Raw genomic sequence first — 18015 nt, 5'->3', positions numbered from 1 at the left:
AGTGTATTGTATCATTTCCTTATTAAAAGGAAATAAATTTAGAAGTTTTTCCATTTTTGTCCCCTAAATCCTTGAATATTACTCCTAGTTTGAGTATAATTCCGCTCCCTTAAAATAGTTGGGCTAGGATCCAACGAGTTCTTTAGAAGGAAAATTATGGAAAAAATTCGTTTAAAATTGAAAGCTTACGATCATCGTGTACTTGATAGATCAGTAGCATCAATCGTTGAGGCTGTTAAGCGTACTGGCGCGGTAATCCGTGGTCCAATACCTTTACCAACAAAAATTCGTAAATATACTGTTTTAAAATCAGTTCACGTTAACAAAAAATCTCGTGAGCAGTTTGAAATTCGTATGCACGCTAGAATGATTGACATCGTATCTGCTACGCCAGAGACTGTTGATTCATTAATGAAACTAGATCTTGCACCGGAAGTGGACGTTGAAGTTCGCTCTATGGACAAATAGGAGTAGCCAAATATGGAATATATTGTTGAAAAAATCGGCATGAGCCGTACTATCACAGTACCAGCAAAACCAGTTACTCTTTTAAGAGTTCTAGATGCAAAGGTGTGTGAAGTTAATGATGGTAAAGCTATTGTTGCGTACAACAGTGGTAAAAAAATGAATAAAGCAATTGAAGGTCAACAGAAGAAATACAACCTTCCTGCAGAATTTAACCGTTTTGTTACATTAGAAGTAGCAAACGCTGAAGCTGGTGATTTAGATTTGGCTCCACTTGCAGAGGCAAGTGTGCTTAAAACTACATTCAACACCAAAGGTCGCGGTTTTTCTGGTGGTATGAAGCGTTGGAATTTCGGTGGTGGTCCTGCATCTCACGGTCACAGATTTGGTCGTAGAACAGGTTCTATCGGTAATGCTGAGTGGCCAGGTCGTGTTATGAAGGGTAAGAAAATGCCTGGACAATATGGTAATACACAAAACAGTGTAAAAAATGAGATCGTTTCTTACGATGCTGAAAACAAAATCATTGCGGTTTTAGGTTCAGTAAGTGGTGCAAACGGTTCTTTAGGTCGTGTAAAGGTAGCTAAATAATGAGCGCAATCGTTTTAAATGAAAAAATGGAAAAAGCTTCTGAGTTAGCATTACCAGAGTCTTTCTCTGGAATCAACCCTCATAACCTTTACCTTTATGTAAAATCTGCTCAAGCTGCACAACGTGCAAACACAGCAGTTGCTAAAGGTAGAAGTGATGTACGTGGTGGTGGTAAAAAACCATGGTCTCAAAAAGGTGGCGGTCGTGCTAGAGCTGGTTCTCGTCGTTCTCCAATCTTCGTAGGTGGTGGTAAGGCATTTGGTCCTCAAAACAACCGCAACTACGATCTTAAAGTGAATAAAAAGCAAAAGAAACTTGCTCTTAACTTCGCTTTAAATGAGCATGCACAAAATGGTACTCTGTTTATAGTTGACAGCATCGCAGTAGAGTCTGGTAAAACAAAAGACGCTGCAGCAATGTTCAAAGCTCTTAACCAAAGAGATACTCTTTTTGTTAAAGAACTGTTAGATGAGAAAACATACTTAGCATTTGAAAATCTTCAAGCTACTTATGTTATCGAAGCTAATGAGTTAAACGCATACTTAGCTGCTAACTATCGCTCAATCGTGATAGAAAAAGCTGTATGGGAAAATCTTGTAAGTGAGGCTAAGTAATGGCAGATATTACAGATATTAAATCTATACTATATACAGAGAAAACTCTTGGTCTTCAAGAAGATGGTGTAATTGTTGTTCAAACATCACCACGTATGACTAAGACAGGTCTTAAAGAGGTGTTTAGAGAGTATTTTGGAATCATTCCTACAAAAATCAACTCTCTAAATCAAAGCGGAAAAGTAAAACGTTTCCGTGGTGTACAGGGTAAACAAAATGACTTCAAAAAGTTCTATGTTACTTTACCTGAGGGTGCACAAATAGAAAGTTTGGCGGTATAAGATGGCAATTAAAACTTATAGACCGATAACTCCATCTCGTCGTTTTTATACGAATGTAGATAGTTCAGATATCACTGCTAAAGCTAGTGTTCGTTCATTACTTGTTAAGTTGCCGGCTCACGCAGGTCGTAACAACAATGGTCGTATCACATCTCGTCATAAGCAAGCAGGTGCGAAAAAACTTTACCGTATCATTGACTTCAAACGTAACAAGTTTGGTGTTCCTGGTACTGTTTCTACTATTGAGTACGATCCGTACCGTAACTGTAGAATTGCACTTGTTACTTATGCAGATGGTGATAAACGTTATATCCTTCAACCAAAAGGTTTAAATGTTGGTGACAAGATTGAGTCTGCTGAGTCTGGTTTAGATGTTAAACCAGGAAACGCGATGAAACTTAAAAACATTCCTGTTGGTACATTGGTTCATAACATTGAGCTTAAAGTTGGAAAAGGTGGACAAATGGTACGTTCAGCTGGAACTTCTGCTCAGATTATGGGTCGTGATGGGAAATATGTTTCACTTCGTATGCCTTCGTCTGAAATGCGTTTAGTACTTGGTGAGTGTATGGCTACTGTTGGTACAGTTGGAAACGAAGAGTATTCTAACATCGTAATCGCAAAAGCTGGTCGTACTCGTCATATGGGTATTCGTCCTCAAACTCGTGGTTCTGCAATGAACCCTATTGATCACCCGCATGGTGGTGGTGAAGGTAAAACGAATTCAGGTCGTCACCCAGTTACTCCTTGGGGTAAACCAACTAAGGGTGCTAAAACTCGTCGTAAAAAAGCTAGTGATAAACTTATTATCACTCGTCGTAAACCAAATGCAAAAAGGGTAGGCTAATGGCTCGTTCAGTTAAAAAAGGTCCATTCGTAGATGACCATTTAATGAAAAAAGTTGAAGCAGCGAAAGCTAGCGGAGACAAAAAACCTATTAAAACTTGGTCAAGAAGATCTATGGTTCTTCCTGAGATGGTTGGGTTGACATTAAATGTTCATAATGGTCGCCAATTCGTTCCTGTATATGTTACAGAGAACCACATTGGTTATAAACTTGGTGAATTTGCACCAACTCGTACATTCAAGGGCCACAAGGGCTCTGTTCAGAAGAAGGGGTAGTCATGGCTAGAGCATTATTAAAATTTATCCGTGTATCACCTATCAAATCTCGTCTTATTGCACGTGAAGTTCAAGGTATGAATGCTGAAGAAGCAATGGCAGCCTTAGAGTTCACTCCAAATAAGGCAGCAAAAATTATCTCTAAAGTTATTGCATCTGCAGTAGCTAACAGCGGTAACGAAGCTGAAGATTGTGTAATTACATCATGTCGTGTTGACAATGGTCCAGTACTTAAACGTTTCCGTCCACGTGCTCGTGGTATGGCTTCAGGTATTAGAAAACCAACAGCACATATCTTAGTAGAAGTAGAGGGTAAATAGAATGGGTCAAAAAGTTAATCCTATTGGTTTACGTCTTGGAATCAACCGTAACTGGGAATCTCGTTGGTTTCCTAACTTTAAAACTGCTCCGGCTAGTTTAGGTGAAGATCACAAGATTAGAACATTTTTAAAGAAAGAGCTTTACTATGCTGGTGTTTCTAACATCATCATTGAGAGAACTGTGAAACGTTTACGTGTAACTATCGTTGCAGCACGTCCCGGTATCATCATTGGTAAAAAGGGTGCAGATATCGAAAAGCTTAAAACTGCAGTTCAAAAACTTGTTGGTAAACCAATTTCTATCAACATCAAAGAAGAGAAAAAAGCACAAATCTCAGCACAGCTTGTTGCTGAAAATGTTGCTACGCAGTTAGAGCGTCGTGTTGCATTCCGTAGAGCTATGAAAAAAGTTATGCAAGGTGCACAACGTTCAGGTGCTAAAGGTATCAAAGTTTCTGTTGCTGGTCGTCTTGGTGGAGCTGAAATGGCTCGTACTGAGTGGTATTTAGAGGGACGTGTTCCACTTCATACACTTCGTGCTAAGATTGATTATGGTTTCGCTGAAGCACATACTACATACGGTATCATCGGTGTAAAAGTATGGATCTTCAAAGGTGAGGTACTTACTAAAGGTATCCCAGCAGAAGCTAAAGAAGAGAAAAAAGAGCGTCGTTCAAGAAAACCACGCCCCCAAAATAGTGAAAAGGCTGAATAATCATGTTAATGCCAAAAAGAACAAAATATCGTAAAGTAATGAAAGGTCGTAACCGTGGTTACGCTCGTTCAGGTTACAAGTTAGCTTTTGGTGACATCGGTTTTAAAGCAGTAGAAGCTGGTCGTATCAACTCTCGTCAGATTGAGTCGGCTCGTATCTCTGCTACACGTCACATCAAAAGAAATGGTAAGATTTGGATTAGAGTATTCCCTGCAAAACCATTAACTGCTAAGCCTCTTGAAACTCGTATGGGTAAAGGTAAAGGTGCAGTTGATAAATGGGTTATGAACATCAAACCAGGTCGTATAATTTTTGAAATGGCTGGTGTACCACATGATTTAGCTCGTGAAGCGCTAACTCTTGCTATGCACAAGTTACCATTCAAAACAAAAATAATTACTGCGGAGATGAGCAATGAAATATTCTGATTTAGCAGGTAAAAGTGCAGCAGAACTTCAAGCTATGCTTAAAGAGAAGAAGACTGAGCTGTTTACTTTAAAAATTAAACAAAAGATGATGCAATTACAAAACACTAGCGAACTTCGTGTTGCTAAAAAAGATATTGCAAGAATCAACACTGCACTTGCTGCAGTAGAGAAGTAGGGGACGAGCGATGACACATAAACGTGAAATTCAAGGTAATGTTGTAAAAATTGCTGGTGACAAGACAGTAACTATTGTTGTTGAGCGCCGTGTAATGCATCCTCGTTACCATAAAGTTGTAAAACGTTTCAAAAAGTACCTAGTACATGATGAGCGTAATGAGTGTAAAGTTGGAGATGAGATTGTTGCAATCGAATGTCGTCCAATGTCTAAAACAAAATCTTTTAGACTTAAGTCAGTTGTAAAAGGAGCGTAGTAATGATTCAAGGTTTTACTCGTTTAAACGTAGCTGATAATACAGGTGCAAAAGAGATTATGTGTATTAAGGTACTTGGTGGTTCTAAGCGTCGTTATGCATCAGTAGGTGACGTTATCGTTGCTTCTGTTAAAAAAGCGATTCCAACTGCTAAAGTTAAAAAAGGTAAAGTTGTTAAAGCTGTTGTTGTTAGAACTCATAAAGAAGTTCAACGTGAAAACGGATCACTTATTCGTTTTGATGACAACGCTGCTGTAATACTTGATGACAAGAGAGAGCCTATTGGTACTCGTATCTTCGGACCAATTGGTCGTGAAGTTCGTTACGCAGGATTCATGAAAATTGTATCTCTTGCACCGGAGGTTGTTTAATGGCAAAATTTAATTTCAAAAAAGGCGATACTGTAGAAATTATCGCTGGTGATGACAAAGGTACAAAAGCAACTGTACTTGCGGTATTCCCTAAGAAAAACAAAGTAATCGTAGAGGGTTGTAAAATAGCTAAAAAAGCTGTTAAACCAACTGAAGAGAACACAAAAGGTGGTCATATCAATAAAGAGATGCCTATCGATGTTTCAAATGTACGTAAAGTGGAGGCATAATAAATGGCTCGTTTAAAAGATAAATATTTAGCACTCAAGCCAGAGCTTCAAGAAGCTTTAGGTATTAAAAATGTTATGGAAATTCCTGCACTAGAGAAGATTGTTATCTCTGTTGGTGCTGGTTTTGCTATGAAAGATAACAAGCTTATCCAAAACATTGAAGATACTATCACTACTATCGCTGGTCAAAAGGCTTCTACTGTAATCGCTAAGAAATCTGTTGCAGGTTTCAAGGTTCGTGAAGGTATGCCGGTTGGTGTTCGTGTAACGCTTCGTGGTGAAAATATGTACAACTTCTTAGATCGCCTTGTATCTATCGCACTTCCACGTGTGAAAGATTTCCGTGGTGTTCCAAGAAATGGTTTTGATGGTCGTGGTAACTATAACTTCGGTCTTCAAGAGCAACTTATTTTCCCAGAGGTTAGCTATGATTCAATCATGCAAATCCACGGTATGAATATCACTGTAGTTACTACAGCTGATTCTGATAAGGCAGGAATGGTTCTTTTAGAGAAACTTGGTATGCCTTTTACTAAAGGGAGCAACTAATGGCTAAGAAGTCTATGATCGCAAAAGCGAAACGTACTCCAAAGTTTAAAGTACGTGGATATACTCGTTGTCAGATCTGTGGTCGTCCACACTCTGTTCTTCGTGATTTTGGAATTTGTCGTATCTGTTTCAGAAAAATGGCAAATGAGGGAATGATTCCAGGTGTTAGAAAGTCTTCTTGGTAGGCGTCAGCTTCCCAGGTAGAAACTCCTAACAGTAGCAGTCGTAAGACTTGCAAAATATAAGGAAAATATAAATGGCAATTAATGATTTAGTATCAGATGCGTTAACACGTGTTCGTAATGCTGGTATGAGAAGATTAGCTACAACGACTTTAGTTCATTCTAAGTCTGTTGAAGCGGTAGTTGGTATCTTGGTTGATAAAGGTTATTTAGATAGCTTTAATGTAATCGAAGATGGTGTAAAGAAAACAATTAAAGTTGTACTGAAGTATGATGATAATGATAAATGTGTAATCAATGAATTAAAACGTGTCTCTAAACCTGGTCGTCGTGTTTACAAAGGTAAAGAAGATATCAAGCGTTTCAAAAATGGTTATGGAACAATTATCGTTAGTACATCTCATGGCGTTCTACCAAATGACAAAGCTTACGAGCTTGGTATTGGTGGTGAAGTTATGTGTACGGTTTGGTAGGAGAGTAGCATGTCAAGAATTGGAAAAAATCCTGTAGAATTTGCTAGTGACATTACAGTTACTACAAATGGAAATGTTATTACTTTTACTAAAGGTAAAAATAGTGTTGATTTAGATACTAAAGGTTATGTTACTTTCGAAATTGAAGGGAACAAACTAACTTTTAAAAATCTTTCAGATTCACGTGAGCATAGAGCTTTCTGGGGAACTTTCAGATCATTGGCTCAAAACATTGTTACTGGTTTAACTACTGGTTACCAAAAACAATTAGAGATCAATGGTGTTGGTTATAGAGCTGCTGTTAAAGGTAAGGTTCTTAACTTACAACTTGGATTCTCTCACGATATCAACTATGAGTTACCAGAAGATATCGAAGCATCAGTTGAAAAGAATGTTATTACTCTTAAAAGCCATGACAAGCAAAAGCTTGGTCAAGTTGCTGCAGAGATTCGTTCTTTCCGTCCACCAGAGCCGTACAAAGGTAAAGGTGTTAAATACATTGATGAGCATATCGTGCGTAAAGCCGGTAAAACTGCTAAGAAATAAGGGAGGAAGATAGATGAATGCTAAAGTATTAAAGAATAAAGTAGCTAATCGCCTAAAGCGTAAGCGTCGTATTCGTGCAAAAATATCTGGTAGTGCTACACTTCCTCGTGTTTCTGTATTTAAGTCTAACCGTTACCTAAGTGTACAAGCTATTGATGATGCAAATGCAACAACTTTATGCGCACTACACTCTAAGGCTACTGGTCACAAGTCAAACAAAGAAGGTGCTGCTGCACTTGGTGAGGCATTCGCTGCTAAACTAAAAGAAGCTAACATCACTGAGATTGTATTTGACCGTAATGGTTACCAATACCACGGCGTTATCGCTGCATTTGGTGACGCACTTCGTGCAAACGAAATTAAGTTCTAGGAGCGCATGGCTATGACAGAAATCAATAGAGATGAATTTGAAGAATCAATCGTAAACATTGGTCGTGTTACTAAAGTTGTAAAGGGTGGTAGACGTTTTCGTTTTACTGCTCTTGTAGTTGTTGGTAACAAAAACGGTACAGTTGGTTACGGTGTTGGTAAAGCTAAAGAGGTTCCTGATGCTATTCGTAAAGCAGTTGATAATGCATTTAAAAACTTAACAACTGTTAAGATTAAAGGTTCAACTATTGCTCACGATATCGAGCATAAATATAACGCTAGCCGTGTTTTACTTAAACCAGCATCTGAAGGTACTGGGGTTATCGCTGGTGGAGCTGCTCGTCCAGTTCTTGAGCTTGCAGGGATTCAAGATATCCTTACAAAATCAATCGGTTCTAACAATCCAAACACACTAGTACGTGCTACAATCGAAGCACTATCTCGTATCAAAGGATAGAAAATGGGTATTGAAAACTTAACACCTGCAGAAGGTTCAACTCACGCTCGTAAGCGTGTTGGACGCGGACAAGGTTCTGGTACTGGTAAGACTGCTGCTCGTGGTCAAAAAGGTCAGAAATCTCGTTCAGGTTACAAAAGAAAAAGAAACTTTGAGGGTGGTCAACAACCACTTGCAAAACGTTTACCAAAAATTGGTTTTCACTCAAGAGTTGAAAAACCATACGTAATTAACGTTGAAAAAATCAAAGCTGTTGCTGAGCTTGAAGAGATTACTATGGAGTCTATCCGTGGTGTTCATAAAATCGCTGCATCAGTTGAAAAAGTTAAACTAGTAGGTGCTTCTGCAAAAGATTTAGCATCGAAAATTAAAGACGAAAACGTTACAACAACAGGTAAATAGTTGTGAATAAAAATCTAGTTAATAAGATACTTATTACTATCGGGTTTTTATTTATCTACCGCCTACTGGCTTATGTGCCGGTACCAGGCGTAGATACTGCAGTTATTGCTTCTTTCTTCGACTCTCACCAATCAGATGCTCTTGGACTCTTTAACATGTTTAGTGGAAATGCTGTTCAGAGATTATCAATAATTTCACTTGGTATTATGCCTTATATCACTGCTTCTATTATTATGGAGCTTCTTGCTGCAACTTTCCCTACTTTGGGTCAGATGAAAAAAGAGCGTGACGGTATGACTAAGTATATGCAGATTATTCGTTATGCGACGATTGTTATTACAATCATTCAAGCGATTGGTGTAAGTGTTGGATTACAATCTTTAACAGGGCCTAGTGGTAACAGTGCGATTCTTGCTGATCACAATACATTTATCCTTTTATCTGCAGTTTCAATGCTTGCAGGGACTATGCTTTTAATGTGGATTGGTGAGCAGATTACGCAAAGCGGTATCGGTAACGGTATCTCTTTAATTATCTTTGCCGGTATCGTTTCTGCGATTCCAAGAGCAATAGGACAAACTATCGAAATGGTAAATACCGGAGCGATGAGTTTCCTTACAGTAATTGCTATCGTTGCACTTGTACTCATTACAGTAGGTATTATCATTTATGTTGAGTTGGGTGAGCGTCGTGTTCCTATTACATATGCTAAAAAGACTATGATGCAAAACCAAAACAAACGTGTGATGAACTACATTCCTATTAAAGTAAACTTGGCTGGTGTTATTCCGGTTATCTTCGCATCAGCTATCTTGATGTTCCCGATGACTGTTTTATCATCAAGTACAAATCCTACTATTCAAGCAATAGCGGATTTCTTAAATCCAAACTCTTACTTTTTTAACTTTTTAACTTTTGTATTTGTAATCTTCTTTGCATTCTTCTATGCATCGATTACATTCAATGCAAAAGATATCTCTGACAACCTAAAACGTCAGGGTGGTTTCATTCCTGGTATTCGTACCGGAGAAGCTACAAAAGAGTTCTTAAATGAGACTGCTAGCAGACTTACAGTAACAGGTGCTCTTTATCTTGGACTTGTGGCAACACTGCCGTTTATGATCATCAAAGGAATGGGTGTCCCATTCTTCTTTGGAGGGACCGCGGTACTTATTGTTGTTCAGGTTGCACTTGACACTATGAGAAAGATAGAAGCTCAGATATATATGAGTAAATACGAAACCCTAAGTGCGGTTGGTCTATAGCAATGGCTATTGCACTTAGAAAACCTCAAGAAATTGAAAAACTTCGCGCAGCTAACAAAATTGTTGGCGGCGCACTCAACCTCCTCAAAGAAAATACCAAACCCGGAATGACATTAAAAGAGTTGGATGCTATGGCGGAAGACTACATTAGAAGTCATGGTGCAAAACCATCTTTTAAAGGTCTCTATGGTTTTCCCAATGCTGTTTGTACATCACTCAATGAAGTTATTATTCACGGTATCCCATCTGATTATAAGCTCCAAGAGGGTGATGTTATCGGGTATGATATTGGTACAGAATTAGATGGCTGGTTCGGTGATGCAGCGATCAGTGTTGGTGTCGGTAAAATCTCTAAAGAGGATGAAAACTTAATCGCATGTGCAAAGGATACTCTGTACTATGCGATTGAAAATATCAAACAGGGTATGCGCTTTAAAGAGCTCTCTTACTTAATGGAGCAGTTTATCTTGGAGCGCGGTTTTGTACCACTCCGTAACTTTTGTGGGCACGGCATTGGTAAAAAGCCGCATGAAGAGCCGGAAATTCCTAACTATCTTGAAGGAAACAACCCAAAAGCGGGTCCGAAGATAAAAAATGGAATGGTTTTTTGTTTGGAGCCGATGATTTGTCAAAAAGAGTCAAAGCCTGTTATTTTAGATAACGGGTGGGATGTTGTTAGTACCGATGGTTTACGCGGTTCACACTATGAGCACACTGTCGCAGTTGTTGACGGTAAAGCTGAAATTTTATCTCTTGCGTGAGAGTTAAAGTAAGAAATTTCTTTATAAAGGACTAAAATGGCTAAAGCAGATGTTATTGAAGTTGACGGCAAGATTATAGAGGCTTTGCCTAATGCAACTTTTCGTGTAGAGTTGGAAAATGGGCATATTATTTTGTGCCATATTGCAGGCAAAATGCGTATGCACTATATCAAAATTCTTCCAGGCGACAAAGTGAAGCTTGAGTTAACACCATACTCACTTGACAAAGGTCGTATCACATATAGATACAAATAAAGTATATAATGTTGCACCACACTTTTGCTTTTACCCTCAAGGGGCATCGAGAAGCAATGGTGGTGTCGGCATTTAGTGCCAGATAACCTCTTTGATTTATTTAAAACTTCCTATCATTACGGAACTCTGAAATTTCAGTCTCCACCATCTCATCTATCATAATTGTAAAAAGTTCACTAATCATATTTGGATTTATGTTTAGTTCAATGGCACGTTTACGAACACGTTGCATTATGTCATCTATTCTATCTTCGGCTTTTACTTCCTCTACAGAGTTTTTAAAACCTGCAGCCTGGTGAATAAGATGGCTTCTCTCAGAGATTAAATCAACAAGTTTTGTATCTATTTTATCTATCTCATCTCTTACTTCTTGCAGTGAATTACATGTTTTCATATCTATCCTTTAAATGGAAAATTTATCCGTTAACACTTTTGTAACAATTTATTACTATAATAATACCTACGATTCTCCTTGTATATCCTTAATTTGATTCATTAATGATATACATACAAATTTCAAAGCAAACGCCATTGAGAGATACTATCTCTCAATATCTCTGTTTATCCAAGCTAAATAACCAACACCGACTATTAAGATACTAAACATGACTATCCAGATAAAAAAGTCTCCACCACTTGCAGCTTTTTCTATATTTTCATTCATTATATACTCCTAGTTTGGCTTTATCAATTTTTTTATCGCTTTGGGTATATGTGCAAAAGGGATGTTATATTCATCGAGTTTTTTGCCATTTTCATAACGAAAGACATCAAGTGTCATATTATCCGGTTTAAAACGAATCAATTTGTAGGTGATTGAATTTTCAGTGAATTCGAGATTTTTATCACGAAGTTCTAGATTTTTTTTCTTCTTTGCCATTTTTTAATCTTTTAGATAGATACCTGTCTCTTTTACATCGATCTTATTTTCGGTTCTGAGCTTTGTAAGAGCGGCTTTAAACTCTTTTTTACTCATTCCAAAAGTGTCTTTGATAAGTTCTGGATCACTTTTTGAGTTGTAAGGCATGATACCATTGTTCTCTTTGAGAAGTTCAAGGACTTTGTCTGCTGCACTGCCGCTCTTTTTACTGCCGGCTTTTCGTAAAGAGAGGTCAATATTACCATCTTTGCGAATCGTTTTGATGTAGGCTTTTTTATGTTCACCTACAGTGATCTTCTCAAAAATCTCATTATGATATATTAGACCTTCGTATTTGTTTTCAACAAGGCATTTATACCCGAGCGGAGTCTTTGTAAGAATTAAAATATTTACCTCTTGATGCGGTCTGAGCTCTTTGACACGTTTTTCAAAAAAATCACCCAGCTTCTCTGTAGCTATAAGTCTGTGTGTTCTCTCATCATAAACAACTTTGACAAAGCGTTTCTCACCGACAACAGCAGTGGTTTTTTGAAGTTTTTTTGGTAGGAGCAGGTCTTTTGGCAGTCCCCAGTCTAAAAAAGCGCCAAAAGGAGCGATATCTACAATCTCAAGCACTCCAAACTCATCCAGTTTTACTTTTGGGGTATCTGTTGTTGCTACGAGTCTGTCTTCTGAATCTGTGTATAAAAAGACATCTATTAAATCTCCCTCTTTCATATCTTGCGTGAGGTATTGTCCGGGTAGAAGAACATCATTGCCGTCTTGTGCCATAAGATAAGCACCCGGAGTGGTAAGTCTGTCAATTTTAAGGGTGTTGATAAGCCCCAACTCTAAAAAGTAGTTTTGTGTTTGCATTGGTAATTCCGTTGTATTAAGATAATAGACTTCTTGTAAAACTCCTATAAGTCTCAAAGAGCTAAGAAGTGGTAAGATTGTGAAAAACAAATTTTTCAGCCTAGCCATAGCTAAGGTGAAAATATTTTTTTGCTGCAAGATTACTGTTTCTTAACTCTCCTTATGGGCATATTCTAGAGAGCTCTACTCTGCGTTAGATAACCCAAACCGTAGCTTTGGCTACGCTTGAGAACATCTGCCTTGATTAAAACTCTCTATAATATGTTGAGACATATAGGAGTTTTACAAGAAGTCTAACAAAATTATAGCTGAATTTTTCTTTAACTGTAAGCGACACCTAGAAGTACGATAAGTAGTACAGGTGGTGTGATAAGTAAGCCAAATTTCGAGTAGGACCAGAAACTTATTTTGACATCTTTTTTCTCTAAAGAGTGCAGCCAAAGCAGCGTTGCAAGGGAGCCAAAAGGTGTCATTTTAGGTCCTAAGTTACAGCCGATGATATTGGCATATATCATTGCCTCATTGCCAATGTCATGCAGGGCAATATCCATAATCATTATGGTTGGCATGTTGTTCATAACAGCAGAGAGTATTGCAGAGATAAAGCCTGTCCCTACAATTGCAATAAGCTGGCTTTGTGCATTGAGATACTCTAAAATATGTGTGATTTCATTAGTAAGTCCTACATTTTTAAGTCCATAAACCACCACATAAAGACCAAGGGAAAACCAAACTACCTGCCAAGGAGCCTCTTTAATGATAGTTCTCGCATGTACAGCTTTTGTGCGTGAGGCGATAAACAAAAAGAGAAGCCCTCCACTTAAAGCAAAGACCGAAATCGGAATATGATAGATATCTCCTATAGAATAGCCTGCAAGCAAAAGAGCTAAAAAGAACCAGGAAAATTGGAAAAGCTTTTCATTCTTTATGACACTTTTTGGGTCTGGTAAGAGAGCGATATCTACACTTTTTGGTATATCTTTATGCAGCAGTAAAAACAAAAAGAGCATCGAAGCTGTAACACTGACAAGGTAAGGCAGTATCATATTGGATAAAAATTCGATAAAACCGATACCAAAGTAGTTAGCAGTTACAATATTTGTCAGATTTGAGAAAACAAAAGGGAGTGATGCCGAGTCACTGATAAATCCGCCAGCAAGTAAAAATGCGAGGATGGTCTTTGCATTGAGTTTAAGTACACGCATTTTTGCCAAAAGGATCGGTGTGAGGATAAGTGCTGCACCATCATTGGCAAAAAGAGCGGAAACAACTGCTCCTAAAATGATGGAGTAGAAAAACATTCGTCTTCCGTCTCCATTTGAGAGCTTTGCCATCTTAAGTGCTGCCCATTCAAAAAAGCCTATCTCATCCAAGACCATAGAGAGGATAATGATACCGATAAAGGCCAGAGTTGCATCCCAGATGATATTAAAAACAGTATGGACATCATCAAAACTGACAACACCAAGAATGAGAGCAATGATGGCACCGATAACCGCAGTAGTACCGATCTGAAGACCTCGAGGCTGCCAGATAACAAAGATGAGAGTAATTAAGAAAAGTAAAATTGCCGTTATCATTATGCTGTACATCCTTTTTGAAGCTCAGGAGTCTTAAGATCAAGGTATGATATCTCTTTGAGTATAGATTGGCGGAACTCATCCAGAGGTGTACGAATAGCATAGTATGCCCAGCGTCCCCGTCTGTCAACTTTTAAAAAACCGGCATCTTTGAGTATTTTTAAGTGGCGTGAGATACGAGACTGTATCATTCCAAATGCCTGTTCAACATCACATACACAAACCTCTTTATGTTTATCTATAAAGGCAAGTATTTTAATGCGGGTTTCATCATTAAGTGCACCCATAGTCTGTAAAAAAGTTTCCATCTTCTCTCCTAAAGTTTGGAAGTATATCTAAATAAAAGACATATATCAAGATATCTTGATATGTTAACAGCTAAGAAATATACATTTGGTATAATAGAAGCAATAAATAAAGGGCACCTTTAAAAAAGGATTGAATATGAAAGAGATAATTTTAGCATCAGTAAGCGTATTTGCACTTATTTTTAGCGGATGTGCTACAACAAACGGTCCTGAATATAGTGGAAGTTCATACAGAAATATAAAAATATATGAGACTGGGACTATTCAGAGTGTTAGACCTGTTGTTATAAGTGATAGCGGTAGTGGAACATTTATTGGTGCGATTATAGGGACTGTACTTGGTTCTACAATGGGTGGAGGACGTGGAACTGCTCTTACAACTTTGGCAGGTGGACTTGGTGGAGCTTATGTCGGTAGTCAGGTTGCAAAAGCGAATGCCTCTGAATTATCAGTACTACTGGATGATGGAAGAGAGATCATCGTTGTTGTGAAAGGGAAAAACTTCCTTGTTGGTGATCGAGTAAAAATTATAAAAGACGGCAACAGAGTTGATCAGGTTTATAGAATAAACTAGGGCTGCTTGCCAAAGATTAAGATCTTTGCATATCTACCACCCCAGAGCAAGAAGAGAATGAGCCATGCTGTAAAGGAGATATCAAAAAGAAAGTTCGCTCCCCATCCAAAAGCGACATTGATACTAAAGAGAGAACGTAGGAGTACAACTACTTGGATAAATACAAATATACCAGTAGCAAATTTGTCAGCTTGCGGAGGCATACCGGCATGACCGAGTGTTACACGTGTTCCAAAACCAATGAGAACTGTTGTTAAAAATCCGATGGCCAAAAGGTGGATATTTAAAAAGTAAAAAGATGTATCTAAAAACAGAACTGCGGCTAAACTGATAGCTGAGAGCCCAAAGGCAGTCGGAAGCCAAAAGAGTGCAAGATGCAGTACCCAAAGAATAGAAGGGGAGTGTAGTGGATGTAGGTCCCAGCGAAGAAACTCACGCAGCATATAAAGCGCTAGGATTGTGTCGATAAGCAGCTCAGCCATTTTAATATCTGCAGAAGCAAAGATACTTTTTAAGATAAAGAGACCAAAGACTATCTTGATAAAATGAGGATTCTTTTCAGCCCACGAATGAGAGAAAAAAGGAATCATTCTCTGTCCTATGCTAAATGCTAAAAAGATGAGGTAGAGATAAAAAGTGATGTTAATAGCCGTCGGTATAAGGGTGTAAAGACTAAAAAGTGTAGCAATAATAAAAAGAAGATGTCCTGCAAGTCCGAAATACTGAGCGATTAAGATCCAATATGAGTCTTTTTTATCAGGTGCGTGTCCTACGTTATAGATTTTTTGGAGTTTGTAAACGATAAATACCTGTGAAATAAAGAGTAAGAGCATTGCAGAAGCTGCAAGGTAGACATTTGCAAATGCGCCTACAACAAAGAGCAATGTACCTGCAAGGTTTACATAGAAAATAGTAGTGTAGTAGTTTTTCTCGATAACATGTGACTGATTAAAACGAGGGAAAGTTGTAAATAAGAAACCGGTAAAGACATTGTTAAAAAGTAGATATGCAAGTGTGTAGACATGAAATGTTGTTGTGTCTATTTGCAGTGTAAGAACACCCTTATATGAAAGTGCAAAGATAAGCATCATGACAATAGCATTGAAAACACCTAAGATGAAAAAAGGCTGGTGAGGTTGTGATAAGAAATAGTTTTGTTTCATTTGCATTAATCTTCCTACATGAGATAATCTTGACCTATTTTTTTGCAGTATGCACCAAGCATAGCATGCTCAAAGTCATTGTTTGTAGCGTATTGATAGCCAAAAGTTTTACTCCAAAGCTCGTGAGGCTCCATGCAGAGATAGAAAAAGACTTTGTCCTCTGTATGCGCCCCGTAGGAAGTGCCCTTGGGGTGCCATGGTTTGAAGCTTTCATAGGCATGTTTGAACATCTCTATCTTTGTTTTTTCCGGATAGGATGTTTTTCCACTTGCATCCTCATGGGGAATCTGTGTGATCTTACTTCGAAACTCCCGCTCCCGCAACTGTTTGATAACAGGCTTGATAAATGTCAATGTTCCAAAACTGACAAGCGCTACCTCTGATGGATGAAATTCTAGTATAAGTTTTTCATATATTTTTTGATATTCGTCAAGATAACCCTTATACTCGACTATTGGGTGAAAGTGAAAGCCGACTTTTACACCCTTGTCTGCCATTTTTCTTGCAGCTGCGATGCGTTTGTCAAGGGAAGCCGTGAGGTGTTCTTCATTCTGGATGATAGTAGGTGTGTTGAGACTCCAGGTACAGAGAATATTTTTTGGAACATCATTTTCAAGCAGATACTTGATATTGTCCGATTTTGTTTTAAACTCCAAAATAACATTAGGATTTTTTTGTGCGAACTCCAGAAGTGCTTCAAGCACTCCTTCACGATTTCCAAACATCAGTGAATCTGAAGCCTGCCCAGTACCTATATGGTAGGTTTTATTTGGGTCAAGCTCTAAATTTAAGAGTTTCTCTTTGAAACCAGAGTCAAAGGTGATAGTGTTTTGATTGTAAAAGCTCTGAATGGAGCAGTAAGAACAGTCAAAGCCGCATGATTCAACAGCATCAAGTGTTAAAAGATTACAACAGCGTGTCTTCTCACTTGCAACCGGGCAGAGACCAAGGCCGAAGCCATCTTTGGCTTCTGTTTTGAAAGTGTACTTCTGTTCTTTTGGAATGTTCTTAAGCTCAAAGTTCTCATAAGAGTTGGGAGTGTTGCGAATAGTCTCATAAGCCTCACGCAGCTTTTTAAGTGCTATTTTTTTTGTAGGATGGTCAGGAAAAATTTCATAGATGCGTTGTTCATCCCACATCTCTAAATCACGTGCAATATTGATGACTTGAAGGAGCTCTTGATGGGAAAATTTATAGGAAAAGGCCAACTCCCTTATGAACTTTTGTTCATCTTTTGGGAGTTTAGAGTAAAATGTATTAACAACAGCTCTGTTAAATTTATCTTCATAGGAATTCATAAGCGAATTCTAGCGAAAAGTTTACTTATTTGATAGGAATTATTTTCGCTTTTGGTTTTTTTATCTCAGTTTTTGGAATGCTAATGGTTAAAATACCATTTTTAAACTCAGTTGCAAGTTTATCTTCATTGATATTTTCCGGCAGTTGAATCATCTTCTTAAAACTTCCGTAAAATATCTCTTTTTTGACAAAATCTTTGGACTTTGTCTCTTTTGTCTCTTTCCTCTCACCTTCAAGTGTCAAAATTTTCTCATCATTGATGGAGAGTTTGATATTTTCTTTTTTAACCCCTGCCAAGTCAAATTCGATGATAATTTTATCTTTTGTATCTTGAATGTTCGTTCTTGGATAGTTGATATTGTTAAGTGCTGCAGCGTTGAGATGAGACTCAATGAGTGAATTGAAATATTGGTTCATCTTCGCAAAATCCGCATCATAAGGGTTTGTTGTATTTGTTGCTGCACTAACTGCACCGCCAAGAAGTGAAGCTGCGAGTAATGAAGTTAAAAGTTTTTTCATGGTTTTTCCT

At 38.0% G+C, this 18015-nt stretch carries 33 protein-coding genes; 24 read left to right on the top strand and 9 right to left on the bottom strand.

The window, feature by feature from the left end; all coding sequences use genetic code 11:
- Positions 1–156 precede the first annotated feature (156 nt).
- The 23 genes from rpsJ to infA all read left to right on the top strand — a co-directional run bounded on the left by rpsJ (position 157) and on the right by infA (position 10827).
- Positions 157–468: a 30S ribosomal protein S10 gene (gene rpsJ / locus ES948_RS04615; RefSeq protein ID WP_152183763.1), complete on the top strand. Its 312-nt coding sequence runs from the start codon at positions 157–159 to the stop codon at positions 466–468.
- 12 nt (positions 469–480) lie between these two features.
- The gene (gene rplC, locus ES948_RS04610) at positions 481–1056 is read left to right on the top strand and encodes a 50S ribosomal protein L3 (RefSeq protein WP_152183762.1); all 576 of its coding nucleotides are present in this window, start codon (positions 481–483) and stop codon (positions 1054–1056) included.
- Entirely contained in the window at positions 1056–1670 is a 615-nt protein-coding gene (gene rplD / locus ES948_RS04605; RefSeq protein WP_188109450.1) for a 50S ribosomal protein L4, read from the top strand. Before rplC ends, rplD begins: the two co-directional genes overlap by 1 nt.
- A complete protein-coding gene (locus ES948_RS04600; protein ID WP_151901246.1) occupies positions 1670–1951 on the top strand; it encodes a 50S ribosomal protein L23 in 282 nt (93 codons plus the stop codon). Before rplD ends, ES948_RS04600 begins: the two co-directional genes overlap by 1 nt.
- A gap of 1 nt (position 1952) precedes the next feature.
- Entirely contained in the window at positions 1953–2798 is an 846-nt protein-coding gene (gene rplB, locus ES948_RS04595) for a 50S ribosomal protein L2 (RefSeq protein WP_152183760.1), read from the top strand.
- On the top strand, positions 2798–3073 hold the full coding sequence (rpsS, locus tag ES948_RS04590; protein WP_152183759.1) for a 30S ribosomal protein S19: 276 nt from the start codon (positions 2798–2800) through the stop codon (positions 3071–3073). The genes rplB and rpsS overlap by 1 nt, the downstream gene beginning before the upstream one ends.
- A 2-nt stretch (positions 3074–3075) precedes the next feature.
- Positions 3076–3393 (top strand): 50S ribosomal protein L22, encoded by a 318-nt coding sequence (gene rplV / locus ES948_RS04585; protein WP_152183758.1) that lies wholly within the window; start codon positions 3076–3078, stop codon positions 3391–3393.
- Position 3394: 1 nt separating this feature from the next.
- Positions 3395–4108: a 30S ribosomal protein S3 gene (rpsC, locus tag ES948_RS04580; RefSeq protein ID WP_152183757.1), complete on the top strand. Its 714-nt coding sequence runs from the start codon at positions 3395–3397 to the stop codon at positions 4106–4108.
- 2 nt (positions 4109–4110) lie between these two features.
- Positions 4111–4536 carry a 50S ribosomal protein L16 gene (gene rplP, locus ES948_RS04575; protein WP_152183756.1) on the top strand — a complete coding sequence of 142 codons (426 nt, stop codon included), beginning with the start codon at positions 4111–4113 and terminating at the stop codon, positions 4534–4536.
- Complete coding sequence (rpmC, locus tag ES948_RS04570) at positions 4523–4711, top strand: 50S ribosomal protein L29 (RefSeq protein WP_152183755.1); 189 nt, start codon at positions 4523–4525, stop codon at positions 4709–4711. Before rplP ends, rpmC begins: the two co-directional genes overlap by 14 nt.
- Before the next feature lie 10 nt (positions 4712–4721).
- A complete protein-coding gene (rpsQ, locus tag ES948_RS04565; RefSeq protein WP_152183754.1) occupies positions 4722–4967 on the top strand; it encodes a 30S ribosomal protein S17 in 246 nt (81 codons plus the stop codon).
- 2 nt (positions 4968–4969) lie between these two features.
- Positions 4970–5338, top strand: a complete 369-nt coding sequence (gene rplN, locus ES948_RS04560; protein ID WP_013326030.1) for a 50S ribosomal protein L14 — start codon at positions 4970–4972, stop codon at positions 5336–5338.
- Entirely contained in the window at positions 5338–5568 is a 231-nt protein-coding gene (gene rplX / locus ES948_RS04555; protein WP_152183753.1) for a 50S ribosomal protein L24, read from the top strand. The genes rplN and rplX overlap by 1 nt, the downstream gene beginning before the upstream one ends.
- A 3-nt stretch (positions 5569–5571) precedes the next feature.
- Positions 5572–6117, top strand: a complete 546-nt coding sequence (gene rplE, locus ES948_RS04550) for a 50S ribosomal protein L5 (RefSeq protein WP_152183752.1) — start codon at positions 5572–5574, stop codon at positions 6115–6117.
- Positions 6117–6302, top strand: coding sequence for a type Z 30S ribosomal protein S14 (locus tag ES948_RS04545; protein WP_152183751.1), 186 nt, complete (start codon positions 6117–6119; stop codon positions 6300–6302). The genes rplE and ES948_RS04545 overlap by 1 nt, the downstream gene beginning before the upstream one ends.
- Positions 6303–6373: 71 nt before the next feature.
- Positions 6374–6772: a 30S ribosomal protein S8 gene (rpsH, locus tag ES948_RS04540; protein WP_152183750.1), complete on the top strand. Its 399-nt coding sequence runs from the start codon at positions 6374–6376 to the stop codon at positions 6770–6772.
- 9 nt (positions 6773–6781) lie between these two features.
- On the top strand, positions 6782–7318 hold the full coding sequence (gene rplF, locus ES948_RS04535) for a 50S ribosomal protein L6 (protein WP_152183749.1): 537 nt from the start codon (positions 6782–6784) through the stop codon (positions 7316–7318).
- Positions 7319–7331: 13 nt separating this feature from the next.
- Complete coding sequence (rplR, locus tag ES948_RS04530) at positions 7332–7688, top strand: 50S ribosomal protein L18 (protein ID WP_152183748.1); 357 nt, start codon at positions 7332–7334, stop codon at positions 7686–7688.
- Positions 7689–7700: 12 nt separating this feature from the next.
- Positions 7701–8144: a 30S ribosomal protein S5 gene (gene rpsE, locus ES948_RS04525; protein ID WP_152183747.1), complete on the top strand. Its 444-nt coding sequence runs from the start codon at positions 7701–7703 to the stop codon at positions 8142–8144.
- Positions 8145–8147: 3 nt separating this feature from the next.
- The gene (gene rplO / locus ES948_RS04520; protein ID WP_152183746.1) at positions 8148–8546 is read left to right on the top strand and encodes a 50S ribosomal protein L15; all 399 of its coding nucleotides are present in this window, start codon (positions 8148–8150) and stop codon (positions 8544–8546) included.
- A 2-nt stretch (positions 8547–8548) separates the two neighbouring features.
- Positions 8549–9811: a preprotein translocase subunit SecY gene (secY, locus tag ES948_RS04515; RefSeq protein ID WP_152183745.1), complete on the top strand. Its 1263-nt coding sequence runs from the start codon at positions 8549–8551 to the stop codon at positions 9809–9811.
- A 2-nt stretch (positions 9812–9813) separates the two neighbouring features.
- Positions 9814–10572 (top strand): type I methionyl aminopeptidase, encoded by a 759-nt coding sequence (gene map, locus ES948_RS04510; RefSeq protein ID WP_152183744.1) that lies wholly within the window; start codon positions 9814–9816, stop codon positions 10570–10572.
- Between the two features lie 36 nt (positions 10573–10608).
- Positions 10609–10827, top strand: a complete 219-nt coding sequence (gene infA, locus ES948_RS04505) for a translation initiation factor IF-1 (protein ID WP_013326041.1) — start codon at positions 10609–10611, stop codon at positions 10825–10827.
- 100 nt (positions 10828–10927) lie between these two features.
- Here the strand turns inward: infA and ES948_RS04500 are convergent, their stop codons facing one another.
- From ES948_RS04500 to ES948_RS04480, 6 genes are all read right to left on the bottom strand, one after another.
- Entirely contained in the window at positions 10928–11221 is a 294-nt protein-coding gene (locus ES948_RS04500) for a chorismate mutase (protein WP_152183743.1), read from the bottom strand.
- A 147-nt stretch (positions 11222–11368) separates the two neighbouring features.
- A complete protein-coding gene (locus ES948_RS11150) occupies positions 11369–11491 on the bottom strand; it encodes a hypothetical protein (protein ID WP_281346798.1) in 123 nt (40 codons plus the stop codon).
- A gap of 9 nt (positions 11492–11500) precedes the next feature.
- Positions 11501–11707, bottom strand: coding sequence for a hypothetical protein (locus tag ES948_RS04495; RefSeq protein WP_152183742.1), 207 nt, complete (start codon positions 11705–11707; stop codon positions 11501–11503).
- A gap of 3 nt (positions 11708–11710) precedes the next feature.
- On the bottom strand, positions 11711–12652 hold the full coding sequence (locus tag ES948_RS04490) for a CvfB family protein (protein ID WP_343029871.1): 942 nt from the start codon (positions 12650–12652) through the stop codon (positions 11711–11713).
- A gap of 230 nt (positions 12653–12882) precedes the next feature.
- Positions 12883–14142 carry an arsenic transporter gene (locus ES948_RS04485; protein ID WP_152183741.1) on the bottom strand — a complete coding sequence of 420 codons (1260 nt, stop codon included), beginning with the start codon at positions 14140–14142 and terminating at the stop codon, positions 12883–12885.
- On the bottom strand, positions 14142–14450 hold the full coding sequence (locus ES948_RS04480; RefSeq protein ID WP_152183740.1) for an ArsR/SmtB family transcription factor: 309 nt from the start codon (positions 14448–14450) through the stop codon (positions 14142–14144). The genes ES948_RS04485 and ES948_RS04480 overlap by 1 nt, the downstream gene beginning before the upstream one ends.
- A 136-nt stretch (positions 14451–14586) precedes the next feature.
- Between ES948_RS04480 and ES948_RS04475 the strand changes: the two genes are divergently transcribed.
- A complete protein-coding gene (locus ES948_RS04475) occupies positions 14587–15024 on the top strand; it encodes an outer membrane lipoprotein (RefSeq protein WP_152183739.1) in 438 nt (145 codons plus the stop codon).
- On the opposite strand, the gene ES948_RS04470 is transcribed toward ES948_RS04475, so the two are convergent.
- From ES948_RS04470 to ES948_RS04460, 3 genes are read right to left on the bottom strand one after another with little or no spacing between them, the layout of a single operon-like run.
- Positions 15021–16193, bottom strand: coding sequence for an NnrS family protein (locus tag ES948_RS04470; RefSeq protein ID WP_152183738.1), 1173 nt, complete (start codon positions 16191–16193; stop codon positions 15021–15023). The genes ES948_RS04475 and ES948_RS04470 overlap by 4 nt on opposite strands.
- 8 nt (positions 16194–16201) lie before the next feature.
- Complete coding sequence (locus tag ES948_RS04465; RefSeq protein WP_152183737.1) at positions 16202–17485, bottom strand: SPL family radical SAM protein; 1284 nt, start codon at positions 17483–17485, stop codon at positions 16202–16204.
- 25 nt (positions 17486–17510) lie between these two features.
- Positions 17511–18005, bottom strand: coding sequence for an Hsp20/alpha crystallin family protein (locus ES948_RS04460; RefSeq protein ID WP_152183736.1), 495 nt, complete (start codon positions 18003–18005; stop codon positions 17511–17513).
- Positions 18006–18015: the final 10 nt, after the last annotated feature.

The organism is Sulfurimonas indica (genome assembly GCF_009192995.1).
In the GTDB taxonomy this organism is placed as follows: Bacteria; Campylobacterota; Campylobacteria; order Campylobacterales; family Sulfurimonadaceae; genus Sulfurimonas; species Sulfurimonas indica.
This window is presented reverse-complemented; position numbering and strand designations above follow the sequence as displayed.

Excerpts from the sequence above, each read along its gene's own strand:
- rplD (WP_188109450.1), top strand. The coding sequence starts at position 1,056 with ATGAGCGCAATCGTTTTAAATGAAAAAATGGAAAAAGCTTCTGAGTTA.
- rplV (WP_152183758.1), top strand. The coding sequence starts at position 3,076 with ATGGCTAGAGCATTATTAAAATTTATCCGTGTATCACCTATCAAATCT.
- rpmC (WP_152183755.1), top strand. The coding sequence starts at position 4,523 with ATGAAATATTCTGATTTAGCAGGTAAAAGTGCAGCAGAACTTCAAGCT.
- rpsC (WP_152183757.1), top strand. The coding sequence starts at position 3,395 with ATGGGTCAAAAAGTTAATCCTATTGGTTTACGTCTTGGAATCAACCGT.
- rplF (WP_152183749.1), top strand. The coding sequence starts at position 6,782 with ATGTCAAGAATTGGAAAAAATCCTGTAGAATTTGCTAGTGACATTACA.
- ES948_RS04485 (WP_152183741.1), bottom strand. The coding sequence starts at position 14,142 with ATGATAACGGCAATTTTACTTTTCTTAATTACTCTCATCTTTGTTATC.
- ES948_RS11150 (WP_281346798.1), bottom strand. The coding sequence starts at position 11,491 with ATGAATGAAAATATAGAAAAAGCTGCAAGTGGTGGAGACTTTTTTATC.
- ES948_RS04600 (WP_151901246.1), top strand. The coding sequence starts at position 1,670 with ATGGCAGATATTACAGATATTAAATCTATACTATATACAGAGAAAACT.
- rplR (WP_152183748.1), top strand. The coding sequence starts at position 7,332 with ATGAATGCTAAAGTATTAAAGAATAAAGTAGCTAATCGCCTAAAGCGT.
- rpsJ (WP_152183763.1), top strand. The coding sequence starts at position 157 with ATGGAAAAAATTCGTTTAAAATTGAAAGCTTACGATCATCGTGTACTT.
- rpsS (WP_152183759.1), top strand. The coding sequence starts at position 2,798 with ATGGCTCGTTCAGTTAAAAAAGGTCCATTCGTAGATGACCATTTAATG.
- ES948_RS04460 (WP_152183736.1), bottom strand. The coding sequence starts at position 18,005 with ATGAAAAAACTTTTAACTTCATTACTCGCAGCTTCACTTCTTGGCGGT.
- rpsH (WP_152183750.1), top strand. The coding sequence starts at position 6,374 with ATGGCAATTAATGATTTAGTATCAGATGCGTTAACACGTGTTCGTAAT.
- ES948_RS04495 (WP_152183742.1), bottom strand. The coding sequence starts at position 11,707 with ATGGCAAAGAAGAAAAAAAATCTAGAACTTCGTGATAAAAATCTCGAA.
- rplE (WP_152183752.1), top strand. The coding sequence starts at position 5,572 with ATGGCTCGTTTAAAAGATAAATATTTAGCACTCAAGCCAGAGCTTCAA.
- ES948_RS04465 (WP_152183737.1), bottom strand. The coding sequence starts at position 17,485 with ATGAATTCCTATGAAGATAAATTTAACAGAGCTGTTGTTAATACATTT.
- rplC (WP_152183762.1), top strand. The coding sequence starts at position 481 with ATGGAATATATTGTTGAAAAAATCGGCATGAGCCGTACTATCACAGTA.
- rplO (WP_152183746.1), top strand. The coding sequence starts at position 8,148 with ATGGGTATTGAAAACTTAACACCTGCAGAAGGTTCAACTCACGCTCGT.
- ES948_RS04470 (WP_152183738.1), bottom strand. The coding sequence starts at position 16,193 with ATGCAAATGAAACAAAACTATTTCTTATCACAACCTCACCAGCCTTTT.
- map (WP_152183744.1), top strand. The coding sequence starts at position 9,814 with ATGGCTATTGCACTTAGAAAACCTCAAGAAATTGAAAAACTTCGCGCA.
- ES948_RS04475 (WP_152183739.1), top strand. The coding sequence starts at position 14,587 with ATGAAAGAGATAATTTTAGCATCAGTAAGCGTATTTGCACTTATTTTT.
- infA (WP_013326041.1), top strand. The coding sequence starts at position 10,609 with ATGGCTAAAGCAGATGTTATTGAAGTTGACGGCAAGATTATAGAGGCT.
- ES948_RS04500 (WP_152183743.1), bottom strand. The coding sequence starts at position 11,221 with ATGAAAACATGTAATTCACTGCAAGAAGTAAGAGATGAGATAGATAAA.
- rpsE (WP_152183747.1), top strand. The coding sequence starts at position 7,701 with ATGACAGAAATCAATAGAGATGAATTTGAAGAATCAATCGTAAACATT.
- ES948_RS04480 (WP_152183740.1), bottom strand. The coding sequence starts at position 14,450 with ATGGAAACTTTTTTACAGACTATGGGTGCACTTAATGATGAAACCCGC.
- rplB (WP_152183760.1), top strand. The coding sequence starts at position 1,953 with ATGGCAATTAAAACTTATAGACCGATAACTCCATCTCGTCGTTTTTAT.
- rpsQ (WP_152183754.1), top strand. The coding sequence starts at position 4,722 with ATGACACATAAACGTGAAATTCAAGGTAATGTTGTAAAAATTGCTGGT.
- rplP (WP_152183756.1), top strand. The coding sequence starts at position 4,111 with ATGTTAATGCCAAAAAGAACAAAATATCGTAAAGTAATGAAAGGTCGT.
- ES948_RS04545 (WP_152183751.1), top strand. The coding sequence starts at position 6,117 with ATGGCTAAGAAGTCTATGATCGCAAAAGCGAAACGTACTCCAAAGTTT.
- rplN (WP_013326030.1), top strand. The coding sequence starts at position 4,970 with ATGATTCAAGGTTTTACTCGTTTAAACGTAGCTGATAATACAGGTGCA.
- rplX (WP_152183753.1), top strand. The coding sequence starts at position 5,338 with ATGGCAAAATTTAATTTCAAAAAAGGCGATACTGTAGAAATTATCGCT.